General features: G+C 71.8%; 14 protein-coding genes, 2 tRNA genes and 1 pseudogene. 11 read left to right on the top strand and 6 right to left on the bottom strand.

The window, feature by feature from the left end:
- Nucleotides 1-327 precede the first annotated feature (327 nt).
- Nucleotides 328-613 (top strand): annotated as a pseudogene (locus MLY01S_RS12900) (IS3 family transposase); the annotation flags it as partial.
- A 147-nt stretch (nucleotides 614-760) separates the two neighbouring features.
- Here MLY01S_RS12900 and MLY01S_RS01985 read toward each other — a convergent pair.
- From MLY01S_RS01985 to MLY01S_RS01965, 5 genes are all read right to left on the bottom strand, one after another.
- Nucleotides 761-1,471 carry an SGNH/GDSL hydrolase family protein gene (locus MLY01S_RS01985; RefSeq protein WP_167635476.1) on the bottom strand — a complete coding sequence of 237 codons (711 nt, stop codon included), beginning with the start codon at nucleotides 1,469-1,471 and terminating at the stop codon, nucleotides 761-763.
- Nucleotides 1,472-1,813: 342 nt separating this feature from the next.
- Nucleotides 1,814-1,895: transfer RNA gene (locus tag MLY01S_RS01980), tRNA-Leu, on the bottom strand.
- 64 nt (nucleotides 1,896-1,959) lie between these two features.
- Nucleotides 1,960-2,439 (bottom strand): thioredoxin-dependent thiol peroxidase, encoded by a 480-nt coding sequence (gene bcp / locus MLY01S_RS01975; RefSeq protein ID WP_067188798.1) that lies wholly within the window; start codon nucleotides 2,437-2,439, stop codon nucleotides 1,960-1,962.
- 132 nt (nucleotides 2,440-2,571) lie between these two features.
- Nucleotides 2,572-2,644: transfer RNA gene (locus MLY01S_RS01970), tRNA-Lys, on the bottom strand.
- Between the two features lie 59 nt (nucleotides 2,645-2,703).
- Nucleotides 2,704-3,168: a hypothetical protein gene (locus MLY01S_RS01965; RefSeq protein WP_067188796.1), complete on the bottom strand. Its 465-nt coding sequence runs from the start codon at nucleotides 3,166-3,168 to the stop codon at nucleotides 2,704-2,706.
- Nucleotides 3,169-3,286: 118 nt separating this feature from the next.
- On the opposite strand from MLY01S_RS01965, the gene ilvD reads away from it, so the two are divergent.
- The 10 genes from ilvD to MLY01S_RS01915 all read left to right on the top strand — a co-directional run bounded on the left by ilvD (nucleotide 3,287) and on the right by MLY01S_RS01915 (nucleotide 17,037).
- Nucleotides 3,287-5,020, top strand: coding sequence for a dihydroxy-acid dehydratase (ilvD, locus tag MLY01S_RS01960; RefSeq protein ID WP_067188794.1), 1,734 nt, complete (start codon nucleotides 3,287-3,289; stop codon nucleotides 5,018-5,020).
- Between the two features lie 54 nt (nucleotides 5,021-5,074).
- Nucleotides 5,075-6,352 (top strand): N-acetylglucosamine-6-phosphate deacetylase, encoded by a 1,278-nt coding sequence (locus MLY01S_RS01955; protein WP_255217995.1) that lies wholly within the window; start codon nucleotides 5,075-5,077, stop codon nucleotides 6,350-6,352.
- Nucleotides 6,353-6,536: 184 nt separating this feature from the next.
- Nucleotides 6,537-8,405, top strand: coding sequence for an acetolactate synthase large subunit (locus MLY01S_RS01950; protein ID WP_067188793.1), 1,869 nt, complete (start codon nucleotides 6,537-6,539; stop codon nucleotides 8,403-8,405).
- Between the two features lie 3 nt (nucleotides 8,406-8,408).
- The gene (gene ilvN, locus MLY01S_RS01945) at nucleotides 8,409-8,939 is read left to right on the top strand and encodes an acetolactate synthase small subunit (protein ID WP_067188791.1); all 531 of its coding nucleotides are present in this window, start codon (nucleotides 8,409-8,411) and stop codon (nucleotides 8,937-8,939) included.
- Nucleotides 8,940-9,076: 137 nt separating this feature from the next.
- Entirely contained in the window at nucleotides 9,077-10,108 is a 1,032-nt protein-coding gene (gene ilvC / locus MLY01S_RS01940) for a ketol-acid reductoisomerase (protein WP_067188789.1), read from the top strand.
- Nucleotides 10,109-10,275: 167 nt separating this feature from the next.
- The gene (serA, locus tag MLY01S_RS01935; protein WP_067188787.1) at nucleotides 10,276-11,877 is read left to right on the top strand and encodes a phosphoglycerate dehydrogenase; all 1,602 of its coding nucleotides are present in this window, start codon (nucleotides 10,276-10,278) and stop codon (nucleotides 11,875-11,877) included.
- Nucleotides 11,878-11,990: 113 nt separating this feature from the next.
- Nucleotides 11,991-13,610, top strand: coding sequence for a methionine--tRNA ligase (gene metG / locus MLY01S_RS01930; RefSeq protein WP_371327631.1), 1,620 nt, complete (start codon nucleotides 11,991-11,993; stop codon nucleotides 13,608-13,610).
- 67 nt (nucleotides 13,611-13,677) lie between these two features.
- Nucleotides 13,678-14,766 carry a 3-isopropylmalate dehydrogenase gene (locus tag MLY01S_RS01925; protein ID WP_067188783.1) on the top strand — a complete coding sequence of 363 codons (1,089 nt, stop codon included), beginning with the start codon at nucleotides 13,678-13,680 and terminating at the stop codon, nucleotides 14,764-14,766.
- Between the two features lie 193 nt (nucleotides 14,767-14,959).
- Nucleotides 14,960-16,051: a branched-chain amino acid aminotransferase gene (locus MLY01S_RS01920; protein ID WP_067188781.1), complete on the top strand. Its 1,092-nt coding sequence runs from the start codon at nucleotides 14,960-14,962 to the stop codon at nucleotides 16,049-16,051.
- 197 nt (nucleotides 16,052-16,248) lie between these two features.
- A complete protein-coding gene (locus tag MLY01S_RS01915) occupies nucleotides 16,249-17,037 on the top strand; it encodes a fumarylacetoacetate hydrolase family protein (protein WP_067188779.1) in 789 nt (262 codons plus the stop codon).
- Nucleotides 17,038-17,063: 26 nt separating this feature from the next.
- Here the strand turns inward: MLY01S_RS01915 and MLY01S_RS01910 are convergent, their stop codons facing one another.
- Complete coding sequence (locus tag MLY01S_RS01910; protein WP_067188777.1) at nucleotides 17,064-18,845, bottom strand: polysaccharide pyruvyl transferase family protein; 1,782 nt, start codon at nucleotides 18,843-18,845, stop codon at nucleotides 17,064-17,066.
- Nucleotides 18,846-18,861 lie beyond the last annotated feature (16 nt).

Here is an 18,861-nt window from a genome sequence, read left to right as displayed (position 1 = left end):
AACCCCAGCGCCGCCCCCATGGTGGGGCCCGCGAATCCGCCGTCAGGCGCACCAGCAAGCCGAATGTGAGCGCCACCAGAGGGCGGCGGACACGACACCAGACTACGCGAAAGGTGCCGCAACGACGCCGCGTGTCCTCTGGGGTCAGCCGTGCCGGCGCAGCTGATGCACGGTGAGGTGACATCTGATCTGGCTTGCCCGCAGGGCAGCCTGGACGGATGGTCCTGTGCTCGCTCCGTACCCCCAAGAGTTCCGCGACGCTGTCGTGTGCGTCGCCCGCGCCGGCGACGACGGCGTGACCCTGGCCCAGATCGCCGGTGAGACCTTCGGTCCAGGACCTTTGTGCATTCGCTGAACCGCCACCAGCTGACGGGTTCGATGGGCGAGGCCGGTGCTGCCGGTGTCAACGAGGCCATGGAATGGTTCTTCGCACTGCTGTCAGAAGAACGTTCTGGATCGCAAGAGGTGGAAGGCCGGCCAGGAGCTGCGGATCGCGATCGTCACGTGGATCGAGCCTAAGTACCACCCTGGGCGCCGGCAGTTCCGTCTGGTTCGGCTGACGCCCCTCGAGTACGAGACCATCATGAACCCGGCCGTGAGCCTCGCGGGCTGAGGCCCTGCCGGTCACCTCTCGGAACGAGTACGGACGGCGTTGTCTTCTCGGCCATCGGGCGCGCCGGCGCGGGCGGCACCACGCGGTGGATTGACATCGCGGCGATCCGCGCCGCCAGTAAGCAGTGCGTTCCGATCCTGCCGTGATTCACCGCTCGGCCAGGGCGGCGCGCACCTCCTCAGCCATATTGGCTCCTAGCACTTGCGCGCCGCTCTTGTTCGGGTGCAGGCCGTCCTCGGTGTATTCCGGCACCCAGTAGCCGTCCGCGTCCGTCAGATCACTGAACGGCCATACGTAGAGCCAGCCCTTCTCGTCCGCCAAATCCTGCGTCCGCTCGTTCCAGGCGGCGATGGCGTCGGGATCCAGCCGGTCGATCGGCCCGACACCGACCACAACAATGCCGGACGGCTCCACATCGAGGTGGCTGGTGAAGTCCTCCAGCGCTTCAGCGAAATCGCTCCACTCGCCGCCAGTGTTGATGTCGTTCGTGCCGAGTTCCACCACCACGGTGGACGCCGTCTGCTGCGGGACCACGATGTTGGACGCCTCCGACGCCGCCTCGGTCATCTTCATGCCCGGACGCGCATAACCGCCGACGAAGCGCAGCCCGTCAGGCCCGCCCAGGTGGCTGACCCATGAGGTGGGGCCCGTGTTGCCAGAGGAGAAGTTGCTGGAGTCACCCTGGCTGATGGAGTCACCGTAGACCTCGACCGTGGGCCGGGTGTCCGCCTGGTACTGAAACGGTTTCACGTCGTTGACGGCGCCCTCCGGCGCCGGCTGACGACCGGACCACCACACAGCCACGACAGCCGCCACGGTGATGAGGACGAGCAGGACAAGCAAGACCGGACGCTTCATGTGCCCATCGTAGGCGCGGCCACGCCCCGTCCCCACCAGCACAGCGGGCCCGCACCCCCTCCCGGGCCGGGCCATCGCGGTCATCCGTGACCTCATCACAGATCTGGCCGACCAAGACAGGAGGGGGTCCTGTTCGTGGCACGGCGGGGTGCGACCACACCGAAGGTCATCAGCGGTGCCAGTGCCACGGCGAACTCGAGTCAGGAAAGCAACGGACTGGGGCAACGGCACGGCGGACAGGAGCGCCTGGGCGGCGCGGTCGGTGTCGTGCTGGGCGGCTTCGAGGACGGCCCAATGGGGACAGGTGCCGCGCGCAACCGCATGATTCTGCGGCTGAATGAGTGCGGGCGGGGGGACTCGAACCCCCACGTCGTAGGACACTGGAACCTAAATCCAGCGCGTCTGCCAGTTCCGCCACGCCCGCGCGGACGGGCCGCGCTGGACGGCCCGGTCAGGGTGCCCAGTGTATCGGCCCGGACCGGGGCGGATCAGTCGACCCCGAGGGCCCTGCGCAGGCGCTCCACGTGGCCGGTGGCCTTCACGTTGTACTGCGCGAGGCTGACCTTGCCGGCCGGGTCCACCACGATCGTGGAGCGGATCAGGCCCTCGTAGGTCCTGCCGTAGTTCTTCTTCTCGCCCCAGGCGCCGTAGGCCTCGGCCACCGCATGGTCCTCGTCGGACAGCAGGGGGAAGGTCAGGCCCTCCTTCTGGGCGAAGCGGATGATCTTGCCGATCGGGTCCGGGGAGATGCCGAGCACCACGTAGCCGGCGGCCTTGAGGGAGGCGAGGGAGTCGCGGAAGTCGCAGGCCTGCTTGGTGCAGCCCGGAGTGGAGGCGGCCGGATAGAAGTAGACGATGACGTTCTTGCCGGCATGGTCGTGCAGGGAGACGGGGCGGCCGTCCTGGTCCTGGAGGGTGAAGTCGGGTGCGGTGTCCCCGACGGCAAGGCGGGTGTTCTCGGTGGTCATGGCTCCACTCTGACACATGCGGTCCGCGCCCGCCCCGGGAGGATGAGGCGTTTCTCACACCACCGATCGCGGTGCGGGCGCCCGGGACGACGAAGGGCCCGTCACCTCGCGGTGACGGGCCCTTCTGGTGTGTGCGCCCCCCGGGACTTGAACCCGGAACCTGCAGATTAAGAGTCTGATGCTCTGCCAATTGAGCTAGAGGCGCAGGCCATGCTCCGGACCGTTCCTTTCGGACTCGCTCCGTTGCAACGAGAGAAGACTCTATCAGGCCTTCTTGCGAATGTCCACATCGGCGTAGAGACCGTCGAGCTCGTCCATGAATCCGGACATGAACTCGTGGAAGTCCGCGGCGTCGTCGGACTGGTCCAGCTCGGCCACGCCGGTCTCGGAGAGGTCACCCACGTGCACGCGGCAGCGGGGGGAGACCTCGAACCAGGTGCGGAAGCCCGTCACCGTCTCCAGCTGATAGCCGCTGCCCGTGTCCGCGACGGTGGCCACGTTCCCCAGGGAGACCGTGGAGACCTCGCTCGGGTCCGCATCGTCCTCCACCACCGGGCGTGACGGATCGACCGGGCACAGCACGAGCTCCTGCGGGGCGCGCCGGTAGCCGATCACGTACGGCGTGGCCGTGCCGGAGGTCTGGCCGTAGACGAGGTTGTAGTCGCCGTGGTTGAAGACCCGAGCGTCGAACACGCCGCGCAGTCGTCGTTGGAGGGTGAGCGAGTCCATGTCTCCAACGTACGTGAGGCCGTCGGCGGGGCAGTGCCGTGACAGGTCACGATCCGATTGCATGTCATCTGGCGGACGCGACCGTCTCACTGCCGCACGCCGTCCCTATGATGTGCGCATGGACACCACCTCGAAGGCTCAGGACAGCACTGCAGGGTCGGCGGAGGTCGACGCCAGGCCTCGCTCCCGCGACGTCACCGACGGCAAGGAGCGCACCGCCGCCCGCGGCATGCTCCGCGCGGTCGGCATGGGGGACGAGGACTTCGATAAGCCGCAGATCGGCATCGCCTCGTCCTGGAACGAGATCACCCCGTGCAACCTCTCCCTGGACCGCCTCGCCCAGGCCTCCAAGGACGGCGTCCATGCCGCCGGCGGCTTCCCGCTGGAGTTCGGCACCGTGTCCGTCTCGGACGGCATCTCCATGGGCCACGAGGGCATGCACTTCTCCCTCGTCTCCCGTGAGGTGATCGCCGACTCGGTGGAGACCGTGATGATGGCCGAGCGCCTGGACGGCTCCGTCCTGCTCGCCGGCTGCGACAAGTCGTTGCCGGGCATGCTCATGGCCGCCGCCCGCCTGGACCTGGCCTCCGTGTTCGTCTACGCCGGATCGACCATGCCGGGCGTGGCCCGCCTGACCGACGGCACCGAGAAGCAGGTCACCATCATCGACGCCTTCGAGGCGGTCGGTGCCTGCGCCCGCGGCCTCATGTCCGAGGAGGACCTGCTCCGCATCGAGAAGTCCATCGTGCCGGGCGAAGGCGCCTGCGGCGGCATGTACACCGCCAACACCATGGCCTCCATCGGCGAGGCGCTCGGCATGTCCCTGCCCGGTTCCGCCGCCGCCCCGTCCGCGGACCGCCGCCGCGACGCCTTCGCACGCCGCTCGGGCGAGGCCGTGGTGACCATGCTCCGCCAGGGCATCACGGCCCGGGACATCATGACCAAGCCCGCGTTCGAGAACGCGATCGCCGTGACCATGGCGTTCGGCGGGTCCACCAACGCCGTGCTGCACCTGCTCGCCATCGCCCGGGAGGCGGGCGTGGACCTGCAGCTGTCCGACTTCAACCGCATCGCCGACCGCACCCCGCACATCGCAGACCTCAAGCCGTTCGGCCAGTACGTCATGACGGACGTGGACCGCATCGGCGGCGTCCCGGTGGTCATGAAGGCCCTGCTGGACGAGGGCCTGCTGCACGGGGACACCCTCACCGTCACCGGCAAGACCCTCGCCGAGAACCTGGCCGCGCTCGACCCCGACCCGGTGGACGGCAAGGTCATCCGCACCATGGACGACGCGATGCACCCCAACGGCGGCATCGCGATCCTCCACGGCTCGCTCGCTCCCGAGGGCGCCGTCGTGAAGTCCGCCGGCTTCGACGCCGACATCTTCGAGGGCACCGCCCGCGTCTTCGACCGCGAGCGCGCCGCCATGGACGCCCTCGAGGACGGCACCATCACCGCCGGCGACGTCGTGGTCATCCGCTACGAGGGGCCGAAGGGCGGCCCGGGCATGCGCGAGATGCTCGCGATCACCGGCGCGATCAAGGGTGCCGGCCTGGGCAAGGACGTCCTGCTCATCACCGACGGTCGCTTCTCCGGCGGCACCACGGGCCTGTGCATCGGCCACATCGCCCCGGAGGCCGCCGAGGGCGGTCCGATCGGCCTGGTGCAGGACGGCGACCGCATCCGCGTGGACATCGCCGGCCGCTCCATGGACCTGCTCGTGGACGAGGCCGAGCTGGCCGCCCGCCGCGAGTCCTGGGAGCCGGTGCAGCCGAAGTTCACCACCGGCGTGCTCGGCAAGTACGCCAAGCTCGTCCACTCGGCCGCCGAGGGCGCCTACCTGGGCTGAGGCCCGGGTCCCCAGGTCCTCGAGGCCATGACGCCGACGCCGCCGACCGCCCCCGTGCCTGACGCCGGGGGCGGTCGGCGTGTGCCGGGCGCGGGCCCCTGCATCCTGCGCGCCGCGCACGTCCATGACGGGGACGTGATGCACGACGACGGCCGCCTCGCCCTGGACGGCGACCGCGTCCTGGCCGTGTGGTCCGGTCCGGGTCTGCCGCCGGCACGCTCCGCGTCGACCGTCGTCGACGGCCCGGGGGAGGGCCCTGCGGCCGCGGGCGAGCCGAGCGCAGGCAGGGCGCTCGCCGCACGCCTGGCGGGGGCGCCGGTCCACGATCTCGGCGACGTGGTCCTCGCACCGGCGCCGGTGGACATCCACTGCCACGGCGCCGGGGGTGCGTCCTTCTCTGAGGGGCCGGAGGCGGCCCGCCACGCCGCGGCGACGCTGCGGGCCCACGGCACGGCGCACGTCGTGGCCTCGCTCGTGAGCGAGCCGGTGCCCGTGGTGGAGCGCCAGGTCCGTGCCCTGGCCCCGCTCGTGGCCGAGGGGGTGCTGGCCGGGCTCCATCTCGAGGGGCCGTGGCTCGCCCCGGACCACCGCGGCGCACACGACCCCGCGGCGCTCTGCGCTCCGACACCGGCCGACGTGGACCGGCTGCTCGCCGCCGCCGACGGGGCGCCGCTGATGGTGACACTGGCGCCCGAGCTGCCCGGCGGCCTCGACGCGGTGCGGCGGCTGGCGGAGGCGGGGGCCGTCGTCGGGGTCGGACACACCGCCGCCGACTACGGGACCACGCTGGAGGCCATCGAGGCGGGGGCCACCGTGGCGACGCACCTGTACAACGGCTGCCGCCGACCGACCCACCGGGACCCCGGTCCCGTCCTCGCGCTCCTGGAGGGTGCCCGGGCCGGGCTGGTGACGATCGAGACGATCGCCGACGGCGTGCACCTGCATCCGGCCGTGCTGCGCCGCACCGCCGCCGAGGCGGGCCGTCGGTGGGCGATGGTCTCCGACGCGATGGCGGCCGCCTGCTGCGCGGACGGCGACTACCGGCTCGGGCCCCTCGCGGTGACGGTCGCCGGCGGTGTCGCCCGGATACATGGCGAGGGCCGGGAGCCCGGGGCGATCGCCGGCTCGACGGTCACCCTGGCAGGCTCCGTCGAGCACGCCGTGGCCGCCGGGATCGGCTTGGAACAGGCGCTGCGTGCCGTCACCGCGGTGCCCGCCGACGCGCTCGGCCTCGATCTCGGCAGGCTGCGCCCGGGTGTCCGCGCACAGGTGCTCGTCACGGACCTCGACGGCCGCGCTGTTCACGATCCGGTCATGGATCCCGCATGGTGAGACGTCCCCGCGGACACATGGCCGGGGTCGCCGCGCTGCGCGGATAGTGTGACCCAGGAGACCACCCGTCGCGTCCGTCCCCCACCACAGGGCCGGCCGCGGAGGACCCCCGGCCCCACCAGGTCGGCGGGTCCGCGGATGGACCCAGAGTTCCACCACCCTCCGTCCACCGAGGTGAGCATTCATGAGCACGCCGCAGCGCGCGGGCACGGCCACGGCACCGCTGACGCCCCGCCCGCCCCGTCCCCACCGCTCCGACAACATCGAGCCGCGCGTCCCCGGCCCGTGCCGCACGGTCGAGCCGACCCGCATGACCGGCTCCGCCGGCATCGTCCGCAGCCTCGAGGAGATCGGTGTGACCGATGTCTTCGGCCTTCCGGGCGGCGCGATCCTCCCGACCTACGACCCGCTGATGGACTCCTCGTCCATCCGTCACATCCTGGTGCGCCACGAGCAGGGCGCAGGCCACGCCGCCCAGGGCTACTACCTGGCCACCGGCCGTCCCGGCGTCGCCCTGGCCACCTCCGGTCCCGGAGCCACCAATCTCGTCACCGCCATCGCCGACGCCCACATGGACTCCCAGGCCGTCGTGTTCATCACCGGGCAGGTGAACTCCACGGCGATCGGCACGGACGCCTTCCAGGAGGCGGACATCGTCGGCGTCACCATGCCGATCGCCAAGCACTCCCGCCTCGTCACCCGGGCGGAGGACATCCCGCAGGCACTCGCCGAGGCCTTCCACATCGCCGCCACCGGCCGGCCGGGCCCGGTGCTGGTGGACATCACCAAGGACGCCCAGGTCGGCGAGTTCGAGTTCTCCTGGCCGCCGAAGCCCGAGCTGCCCGGCTACCGGCCGGTGCGCCGCGGCCACCCGCGGCAGATCCGGGCCGCCGCGCGGCTGATCCGGCAGAGCGCCCGACCGGTGCTGTACGTCGGCGGCGGCATCGCGCGCGCCGACGCCTCGGCCGAGCTGCGCGAGCTCGCCGAAGTGACCGGCATCCCCGTGGTGACCACGCTGACGGCGCGGGGCGTCTTCCCGGACTCCCATGAGCTGCATGTCGGCATGCCCGGCATGCACGGCTCCGTCTCCGCCGTGGCGGCCCTGCAGCAGTCGGACCTGCTCATCACGCTCGGTGCACGCTTCGACGACCGCGTCACCGGACTGCTCGCGAGCTTCGCCCCGGGGGCCAAGGTCATCCACGCGGACGTGGACCCCGCCGAGATCTCCAAGAACCGTCAGGCGGACATCCCGATCGTCGGCGACCTCAAGGAGATCGTCCCGGACCTCACCGAGGAACTGCGCCGCGACCCCGACGGTGTGGGCATGCCCGACCTCACCGGCTGGTGGGGCGTGCTGAACCGCCTGCGCGAGACCTACCCGCTCGGCTGGACCGAGCCGGAGGACGGCCTGCTGGCACCGCAGAAGGTCATCCAGCGCCTGTCCGAGCTCTCCGGGTCCGAGGCGACCTACGTCGCCGGCGTCGGCCAGCATCAGATGTGGGCCGCGCAGTTCGTGCAGTACGAGCGCCCGCGCCAGTGGCTGAACTCGGCCGGACTGGGAACCATGGGCTACGCCGTGCCCGCCGCCATGGGCGCCAAGGTCGGCGATCCGGACCGCGTGGTCTGGGCCATCGACGGCGACGGCTGCTTCCAGATGACCAACCAGGAGCTGGCCACCTGCGTGATCAACCGGATCCCCATCAAGGTGGCCGTCATCAACAACTCGTCCCTGGGCATGGTCCGGCAGTGGCAGACCCTGTTCTACGACTCGCGCTATTCCAACACGGACCTGAACACCGGACACGGCACCGTGCGCGTCCCGGACTTCGTGAAGCTCGCCGACGCCTACGGTGCGGTCGGCCTGCGCTGCGAGCGCGAGGAGGACCTGGACGAGACCATTCGGAAGGCCCTGGAGGTGGACGACCGCCCCGTGGTCATCGACTTCGTGGTCTCCAGGGACTCGATGGTGTGGCCGATGGTTCCGGCCGGTGTCAGCAACGACGCCATCCAGGTCGCCCGCGGCATGACGCCGGACTTCACGCAGGAGGACTGAGACATGGTCAACGAGACGGAGCCCACCCAGCGCCACACCCTGTCCGTCCTGGTCCAGGACGTGCCGGGCGTGCTGACCCGGGTGGCAGGACTGTTCGCCCGGCGCGCGTTCAACATCCACTCGCTCGCCGTGGGCGTCACCGAGGTCGAGGGCCTGTCCCGCATCACGGTGGTGGTGGACACGGACCCGCGCCTGCTCGAGCAGGTGACGAAGCAGCTCAACAAGCTGATCAACGTCATCAAGGTCATCGAGCTCGCCCCGGAGGCATCGGTGCAGCGCGACCACCTGCTCGTCAAGGTCCGCGCCGACGCCACGACCCGCGGCCAGGTCGTCCAGGCCGCGGAGCTGTTCCGCGCGCAGGTCGTGGACGTCGCCCCGGAGTCGCTGACCCTCGAGGCCACCGGCTCCAGGGACAAGCTCAACGCCCTGCTCGAGCTGCTCGCCCCCTTCGGGGTCCGCGAGCTCGTCCGCTCCGGCACCCTCGGCGTCGCCCGAGGAGGCCGGTCCATGACCGAGCGGGCCCTGGCCCGCTGACGTCCCCGGCGCCGCCCGGCCCCGGACCCCACCGCCCCGTCGGCCCGCCTCCGAGCGGACCGGCACACCGAACCCGTCATCCGTCAGAGCCCCGGCCGCCGCACCGGTCGGGACCTGTGAACCGAAGGAGAACCGCCATGTCCGCGAAGAAGTTCTACGACGCCGACGCCGACCTCTCGATCATCCAGGGCCGCACCGTCGCCGTGATCGGCTACGGCTCCCAGGGCCACGCCCACTCCCTGTCCCTGCGTGACTCCGGCGTGGACGTCCGCGTCGGCCTGGCCGAGGGATCCACGTCCCGGGCCAAGGCCGAGGCCGAGGGCCTCCGCGTGGTCGACGTGGCCACCGCCGCCGCCGAGGCCGACCTGATCATGATCCTCACCCCGGACCAGGTCCAGGCGGACGTCTACAACGAGCACATCGCGCCGAACCTCCAGGACGGCGACGCCCTCTTCTTCGCCCACGGCTTCAACGTGCGCTTCGGCTACATCCAGGCCCCGGCCGGCGTGGACGTCGCCCTCGTGGCCCCGAAGGGCCCGGGCCACGTGGTGCGCCGCGAGTTCGAGGCCGGCCGCGGCGTCCCCGCCCTGATCGCCGTGGAGCAGGACGCCTCCGGCGAGGCCCACGCCCTCGCCCTGTCCTACGCGAAGGGCATCGGCGGCACCCGCGCCGGCGTCATCGAGACCACCTTCACCGAGGAGACCGAGTCCGACCTGTTCGGCGAGCAGGCCGTGCTCTGCGGCGGCGCCTCCCAGCTGATCCAGTACGGCTTCGAGACCCTCACCGAGGCCGGCTACCAGCCGGAGATCGCCTACTTCGAGGTGCTGCACGAGCTCAAGCTGATCGTGGACCTCATGGTCGAAGGCGGCCTGGCCAAGCAGCGCTGGTCCATCTCCGACACCGCGGAGTTCGGCGACTACGTCTCCGGCCCGCGCGTCATCGACGAGCGCGTCAAGGAGAACATGAAGGCCGTCCTCGCGGACATCCAGTCCGGCGCCTTCGCCCAGCGCTTCATGGACGACCAGAAGGCCGGCGCCCCCGAGTTCAGGCAGCTGCGCGCCAAGGCCGAGCAGCACCCGATCGAGGAGACCGGCCGCGAGCTGCGCCAGATGTTCGCCTGGCTCAAGGACACCGACGACGACTACACCGAGGGCACCGCTGCCCGCTGACCCGGACGGTGCGCCCGCCCTCTGATCGCCCCGGCTGATCCCCGACGACGGCGCCGTCACCCCGTGAGGTGCCGGCGCCGTCTTCATATTCCATTCCTTGCATAGAAATGCGGCTAGGCTCGGCCACGACCCGCCGCATCCGATCCGCACCCCGTGAAGGAAGAACCGTGAGCGCTGCCCAGCCCGTCGTCCTGATCGCCGAGGAGCTGTCCCCGGCCACGGTCGAGGCCCTCGGCCCCGACTTCGAGATCCGTCACACCGACGGTGCCGACCGTGCCCGCCTGCTGGCGGACCTGCCCGGTGCCGACGCCGTCCTCATCCGCTCGGCCACCCAGATGGACGCCGAGGCCATGGCCGCCGCCACGAACCTCAAGGTCATCGCCCGCGCCGGCGTCGGCTTGGACAACGTGGACGTGCCCGCCGCCACCGCCGCCGGCGTCATGGTGGTCAACGCCCCGACCTCCAACATCCTCTCCGCCGCCGAGCTGACCTGCGGCCACATCCTGGCCTCGGCCCGCAACATCGCGCCGGCCAACGCCGCCCTCAAGCAGGGGGAGTGGAAGCGCTCCAAGTACTCCGGAGTCGAGCTGTTCGGCAAGTCCCTCGGCATCATCGGCCTGGGCCGCATCGGCGCCCTCGTGGCCGAGCGCATGAAGGCCTTCGGCATGGACATCCTCGCCTACGACCCCTACATCACCGCGGCCCGGGCGCAGCAGCTCGGCGCCGAGCTGGTCGAGCTCGACGAGCTCCTCGAGCGCGCGGACTTCGTCACCATCCACATGCCCAAGACCCCGGAGACCGTCGGCATGCTCTCGGACGACCAGTTCGAGCGCATGAAGGACTCCGCGTTCGTGGTGAACGTCGCCCGCGGCGGACTGGTGGACGAGGAGGCCCTCGACCGCGCCCTGGCCGCCGGGAAGATCGCCGGCGCCGGCATCGATGTGTTCGCCTCCGAGCCTGCCACGGACCTGCCGTTCTTCGCCCACGACCACTCCACCGTCACCCCGCACCTGGGCGCTTCCACCGCAGAGGCGCAGGAGAAGGCCGGCGTCGCCGTCGCCCGCTCCGTGCGCCTGGCGCTGGCCGGAGAGCTGGTGCCGGACGCCGTGAACGTCGCCGGCGGCGTCATCCACGAGGACGTGCGCCCGGGCCTGCCGCTGGCCGAGAACCTCGGGCGCGTGCTCACCGCTCTGCTGGGCGAGCGCTCGCTCACCGCCGTGGAGGTGGAGGTCGCCGGAGAGATCGCCGCGCAGGACGTCTCCTCCCTGCAGCTGGCCGCCCTCAAGGGCGTCTTCACGGATGTCGTCTCGGACCAGGTCTCCTATGTCAACGCGCCGGTGCTCGCCGAGCAGCGTGGTGTGGAGACCCGCCTGACCACCACCGCCGAATCCAGCTCCTACCGCAACGTGGTCACCGTCCGCGGCGCCACCGCGCAGGGAGACCAGGTCTCCGTCTCCGGCACCCTCGTGGGCCCGCGCCAGCGGCAGAAGCTGGTGGGCGTGGACCGCGCGGAGATCGAGGTGCCGCTGTCCGAGCACCTTCTCGCCTTCCGCTACACGGACCGGCCTGGCGTCATCGGCATCCTCGGCCAGGCGCTGGGAGAGCAGGGCGTGAACATCGCCGGCATGGACGTCTCCCGCGAGGCCGAGGGCGGCACCGCCCTGGCCGTGCTCCAGATCGACTCGGCGCTGCAGCCGGGCACCCTGGACAAGCTCGAGCAGGCCATCGAGGCAGAACGCGCCGCCGAGGTGGACCTCGCCGAGCGCTGAGCCGGTCAGCGGGCAGACCCGCCGCGGCACACCGCAGCCGCCGCGGCCACGGCCCCGGCACGGAAGCGGCCCCGTCACCCGATCAGGGTGACGGGGCCGTCGTCGTTAGAATCGTGCGGGTGAGCACCCAGCGCGATCCCTTCTATGTCACTTCGGCCATCCACTACCCGAACGGCGAGCCGCACATCGGCCACGCCTACGAGATGGTGGGCGCCGACGCCCTCGCCCGCTTCATGCGCCTCGACGGCCGCGAGGTCTTCTTCCTCACCGGCACGGACGAGCACGGCCAGAAGATGGCCCAGGCCGCAGAGAAGCTGGGCCTGACCCCCATGGAGCTGGCCACCCGCAACTCCGCCGCCTTCAAGGCGATGGACGACGACGTGCTGAACGTGTCCTACGACCGCTTCATACGGACCACCGACGAGGACCACCACCGTGCGTCCCAGGAGCTGTGGCGCCGCATGGAGGCCAACGGAGACATCTACCTGGACCGCTACGCCGGCTGGTACTCCGTACGCGACGAGCGCTTCTTCACCGAAGACGAGACCGAGGTCCGCGAGGACGGACAGCGGTACGCCGTGGAGACCGGCACCGAGGTCACCTGGACCGAGGAGGAGTCCTACTTCTTCCGCCTCTCCGCCTACACGGACAGGCTGCTCGCCTTCTATGAGGCGAACCCGGACTTCGCCGGTCCCCGCTACCGCTTCAACGAGGTCATCCGCTTCGTGGAGCAGGGCCTGAACGACCTCTCCATCTCCCGGACCAGCTTCGACTGGGGCATCACCGTCCCCGCCCCGGCCGGAGGCGGGGCGCCCTCGGCCCACCACGTCATGTACGTCTGGGTGGACGCGCTGACGAACTATCTGACCGGCGTCGGCTTCCCGGACGAGTCCTCCGAGTCCTTCGCCAGGTTCTGGCCGGCCGACGTGCACGTGATCGGCAAGGACATCTCCCGCTTCCACTGCATCTTCTGGCCGGCGTTCCTCCTGTCCGCCGGGATCGAGCTGCCCAGGCGCGTGATGATCCACGGCTTCCTCAACAACAACGGCGAGAAGATGTCCAAGTCCCTGGGCAACGTCGTCGCCCCGGCCGAGTGGGCGGCCCGCTACGGCCTGGACGCCGTGCGCTTCTTCCTGCTGCGCGAGTTCTCCTTCGGCGCGGACGGCTCCTACAACCACGATGCCGTGGTGGGCCGCAAGAACGCCGACCTGGCCAACAACCTGGGCAACCTCGCCCAGCGCTCGCTGTCCATGGCGTTCAAGAACTGCGAGGCCGCCGTGCCCGTTCCGGGCGAGCCCACCGATGCCGATCGCGCGATCCTCGCCCAGGTGGACGGCCTGCTCGAGCATGCCCGGGCCGCCTACGCCGTGCAGGACTTCCATGGCTCGCTCGAGGAGACCTGGCGCGTGCTCGGCGAGGTCAACGCGTACTTCGCGGACCAGGCCCCGTGGGTGCTGCGCAAGACCGACGAGGAGCGCATGCGCACCGTCCTCTACGTCACCCTGCAGGCCGTGCGCCGCGTCGCCCTGCTGGTCCAGCCGGTCATGCCGGACTCGGCCACCCGCCTGCTGGACCTGCTCGGCGTCGAGCCCTCCGGCGACGCCGGCCGGACCAACGCCTCCAACGAGGGTCCGCGCTCCTTCTCCGCGTTCGTCGAGGACCTCGTGCCCGGCACCGCGTTGCCGAAGCCGGTCGGTGTGTTCCCCCGTCATGAGGAGCCCGCGGAGGCCTGAGTCCGACATGTGAGAGCCCCTGCCCGGATCATGGAATCCCGGCCGGGGCTCTCCTAGTGTGGCGCCCATGAGCCAGTTTCCCGCCGCCCCGCATGTGCCCGCCGAGGGCTCCATCGACCTCGCCGTCATCGGCGGCGACGGCATCGGGCCCGAGGTCACCGCCCAGGCGCTCGCCGTCCTCCAGGCGGCGCTGGCCGCCGAAGGCGAGGCGGAGGCCACAGTCACCGAGTACCCGCTCGGCGCCGACCACTGGAAGGCCACCGGCGAGGCCCTGAACGCAGAGACCCTCGACGCCCTGCGGCGGCACGACGCGATCCTCTTCGGTGCCGTGGGCGTCGCCCCGGGCGACACCGAGGTCCCCTCCGGCCTGCTCGAGCGCCAGGTGCTGCTCAAGCTCCGCTTCGAGCTCGACCACGCCGTGAACCTGCGCCCCACCACGCTCTACCCGGGTGCGGTCAGCCCGCTCTCCGCGCCCGGTGAAGTGGACTTCACCGTGGTCCGCGAGGGCACCGAGGGCCCCTACGCCGGCAACGGCGGTCAGCTGCGCGGCGGCACGGAGCAGCAGATCGCCACCGAGGTCTCCGTGAACACCGCCTACGGCGTCGAGCGCGTGGTCCGGTACGCCTTCGCCCGCGCCCAGGCCTCGGACCGGAAGAAGCTCACCTTCGTGCACAAGCACAACGTGCTCGTCCACGCCGGGCACCTCTGGAAGCGCGTCGTGGAGCAGGTCGCCGCCGACTTCCCGGAGGTCACGCACGACTACCTGCACGTGGACGCCGCGACCATCCTCATGGTCACCGACCCGGCCCGGTTCGACGTGATCGTCACCGACAACCTCTTCGGCGACATCCTCACGGACCTGGCCGCCGCGATCGGCGGGGGCATCGGCCTGGCCGCCTCCGGCAACATCAACGTCTCCGGCACGGCGCCGTCCATGTTCGAGCCGGTCCACGGCTCGGCCCCGGACATCGCTGGCCAGGGCATCGCCGACCCGACCGCCGCGGTCCTGTCCGCCGCCATGGCCCTGGAACACCTGGGCCGCGGTGCCGCCGCCGAGCGGGTGCACCGCGCCGTCTGGGCCCACCTTGCCGAGCGCACCGCGGGGGAGAAGGTCTCGACCGAGGCCGTCGGCCGGGACATCGCCGCCCGCCTCTGACGACTTCGCCGCCCGCCTCCCACACGGAACGGCGCCGCCGTCCCGGCCCGGCGCGTCCGGAATGTGAGCACCGCCACCGACGGGCATATCATCGTGATAAGGGCCTGGCCTGTCGCCTGCCGCCGTCTGCGCGGTGCGGGTGTGTGCCCCGCCCGAGCCGCCGCCGAATCCGCACGTCAGGAGTGAGCACACCGTGTCCGAGACCACCTTCCGCCGCATCGAGCATCCGTCCCCGCGCACCGACGCCGAGCGCGAGCAGATCCTTGCCGCCCCGGGCTTCGGGCAGGACTTCACGGACCACATGGTCTCGATCGACTGGACCAACGACGAGCAGGGCGGCTCCTGGCACGACGCCCGCGTCGAGCCCTACGGCCCGATCCAGCTGTCTCCGGCCGCGGCGGTGCTGCACTACGCCCAGGAGATCTTCGAGGGGCTGAAGGCCTACCGGCACGCCGACGGCTCCATCTGGACGTTCCGCCCGGAGGCCAACGCCGCCCGCCTGAACCGCTCGGCCGCGCGCCTGGCCCTGCCGCAGCTGCCGGAGGAGCTCTTCCTCGAGTCCATCCGCGAGCTCGTCTCCGCCGATGCCGCCTGGGTCCCCGGCGGCGACGGCGAGGCGCTCTACCTGCGTCCCTTCATGTACGCCTCCGAGGCGTTCCTCGGCGTCCGCTCGGCCAACGAGGTGGCCTACAAGGTCATCGCCTCCCCGGCCGGCAACTACTTCGGCGGCGAGCTCAAGCCGGTGACCATCTGGGTCTCCCGCGACTACGCCCGCGCCGCCGCCGGCGGCACCGGTGCCGCCAAGTGCGGCGGCAACTACGCCGGCTCGCTGGTCGCCCAGCAGGAGGCCGCGGCCCACGGCGCGAACCAGGTGCTGTTCCTGGACCCCACCCATGAGAACTCCGTCGAGGAGCTCGGCGGCATGAACGTGTTCTTCGTGTTCGCCGACGGCCGTCTGGTCACCCCGGAGCTCACCGGCACCATCCTCGAGGGCGTGACCCGCTCCTCCATCCTGCAGCTCGGCCGGGACATGGGCCTGCAGGTCGAGGAACGCCGCATCACCGTCGACGAGTGGGCCGCCGGCGTCGCCTCCGGCGAGATCACGGAGGTCTTCGCCTGCGGCACCGCCGCGGTGGTCACCCCGATCGGTCGCCTCCTGGACGGGGACGAGGTCATCGAGTCCCCCGGCGGCACCGATGTGACCCTGAAGATCCGTGAGACCCTGCTCGGCATCCAGACCGGCACGGCCGACGACATCCACGGGTGGATGCACCGCCTGGTCTGAACCGTCCGGGCCCGGACCTTCCGGGCCGGCGTCACGACGACGGTTCCGTCGCCTTCGAGGCGACGGAGCCGTTGTCATCGCCCCGTCCTCGCCGGTCGCGGGGCGAGAGGCTGCCGAGGCGGGGGAGCGGCCGCCGTCGGGAAGGGCCTGCCGGAGCGGATGCGCGGACGCGGGGGCCGGGGCATAGGGTGGGGTCCATGCGCATCGCACGTTTCGTGGACCAGGCCGAACCGCAGTACGGGCTCGTGGAGGGCCCCGCCGACGCCCCGGAGGAGGAGCTGACCGTCACGGCTCTGGCCGGCGACCCGTTCTTCCATGGGGTCCAGACCACCGGCACCACCCACCGGCTGGCCGACGTCCGCCTCGTCGCGCCGATCATCCCGCGCTCCAAGGTCATCGGCGTGGGCCGCAACTGGGCGGACCACGCCGCCGAGCTCGGCAACGAGGTGCCCGCCAGCCCTCAGTTCTTCCTCAAGCCCAACACCTCTGTGGTGGGTCCGGGCGAGCCGGTCACCCTGCCGTCCTTCTCTGACGAGGTCTCCTACGAGGCCGAGCTGGCCGTGGTCATCGGGACCATCTGCAAGGAGGTCCCGATCGAGCGGGTGAAGGACGTGGTGTTCGGCTACACGGCGGCCAACGACCTCACCGCGCGTGACGCCCAGCGCACCGACTTGCAGTGGGCCCGCGCCAAGGGCTTCGACGGTGCCTGCCCGCTGGGTCCGTGGATCGAGACCGAGCTGGACGTGGAGTCCCCCGTGCGGATCACCTCCGCCGTGGACGGAGAGCCCGCCCAGGACGGCACCACGGACGACATGGTCTTCTCTGTGGCCGAGCTCGTGGCCGCCGCCTCGGAGGCGTTCACCCTGCTGCCCGGCGACGTCATCCTCACCGGCACCCCGTCCGGCGTGGGCCTGGTGCGCGAGGGCCAGCGCGTCGAGGTGGTCGTGGAGGGCATCGGCTCGTTCAGCACGCCGTTCCGGCGCTGAGGCACACCGCTCGCCGGGGACGGCCGTCAGGGGCGTCCGCCGGGGGCGACGACGGTCTGCGGGGCGACCCAGAGCCCCGCGACGTCCTCGCCGCTGAGCGTGAGGGACACCTGCGCCGCACCGTCCCACGGCGCGGCACCCGCGGCGGGACCGTGCAGGGTGAGGCTGACGCGGACCTTCTGACCGCCCCCGGGGGTGTGCAGCAGGATCCGTCGCCGCTGCGCAGCCTCCGGCAGGGGAAGGCGGAGGGCGGCCCCGCCGCAGACCAGCTCGACCGTCGGGCCGTCGCCATCGTGTGCCGGGACGGCGGGGAGCTCCAGGACCGCCGCGGCGCCCGCGGCGGCGGTGAGGACGCCGGAGAAACCCAGCCGACGCCCCGCCGCCAGGGTCTTCTCGGACTCGGGGAAGGCGAGCGAGAGACGGTCTGCCCGTGCCCGGGTCCGGCGGTCCACGTCCCGTGCCGTCAGCCGTCCCTTCTCGTCGGACAGGACCATCCCGGAGAACGCCGCCGGCTCCACGGCCGCCGGCCCCCCGACGGCTCCGGTCCCGAGCGCGGCAGCGGCGGCTGCGGCCCCGACGGCGGGACCCCGCGGGCGGGGGCGGATGCCGGCGGCGACGATCCGCCGCGCCACGTCGTCCACGACGGCACGGGACTGCGCCTCCAGGTCCCGGATGCGCTGCACGCACGTGCCGGGCAACGGTCCGTCCAGGGCCGCACGCAGGGCGTGCTCCAGGGCCGCGGCGTCGGCGTCCAGCGGCAGGCAGGCGGAGGCGCGGTCGGCCTCCCGGAAGTGCCGGCCCACCTTCGGGTCGTAGTCCAGGCCGACCGTCGGCGTCCCGCAGCGGTGCGCGAGCAGACAGGCGTGCAGGCGCATCGCCACGACGGCGTCCACCCCGCGCAGCAGCGCCGTCAGTTCGGCCAGGGGCGGCGGCTCCGCCAGGTCGATGCGCTCGACGTCCTCGGGCAGCAGCGCGGTGAGCTCCGCCAGCGCCTGCGCATCCCGGCCCGGCCCCGCCTGGAAGGGGAGCGTCACCACGGTGAGGGGCCTCGTCGTGGCGACGGCCGCCAGGGCCGCGGCCAGCCGGGTCCGCAGGCGCGCCATGTCCCCGTCGGCCCAGGAGCGCAGGTTCACCGCGACGACCGCGCGGCCCGCTTCCCTGGCCCTGGCGACGGACGCGGCAGGCGAGCGGGCCTCGTCGTAGGAGGGGCCGCCGTCGGGAAGGGAGAGGGAGTACACGAGGTCCGGAGCGAGGCGGACCTCCGGCAGGTCGGCGGCGAACGGCTCCAGGATCCGGGCGCTGTCCTCGTCCCGCACGGTCAGGGTCTCGGCCGTGCGGGCGACCGCGCGGACCGCCCGGGCGGCGTCCTCGCTGCGGATCGGCCCGGCGCCGATCCCGAGGACGTGGACCGGGACGCCCAGCATCTCGGCCAGCATCGCCGGGATCCCGTAGCCGGGCATGGACACCTTCGCCGCGGTGACGAAGCCCAGGAGCCCGCCGGCCCGTTCGAAGGAGTAGTCGTGCCACAGCCCGCCTCCGCCCAGGACGAGGGCGTCGGAGCGGCGGACGTGCTCGAAGGTCGCGGCGTGGTCCAGCCGCGAGTGGGCGGACAGACCCGGCAGCGCCGCCACGTGCTGCGGATGCTCGGCGGCCACCTGGACACGGACCTGCGGGTCCGCGCGCCGCAGCCCCTCATGGATCGCAGACAGCAGGAGGTCGTCTCCCAGATTGCGGGCGCCGTAGTAGCCCACCACGGTGACCCGACGGGGCTCGGCGGCGGAGGCGGCGGTCGGTTCGGCGGAGATCACGGGTCCTCCAGGGCGT

Origin of the sequence: Micrococcus lylae NBRC 15355 (assembly GCF_001570885.1) — a bacterium.
GTDB lineage: Bacteria > Actinomycetota > Actinomycetes > Actinomycetales > Micrococcaceae > Micrococcus > Micrococcus lylae.
This window is presented reverse-complemented; position numbering and strand designations above follow the sequence as displayed.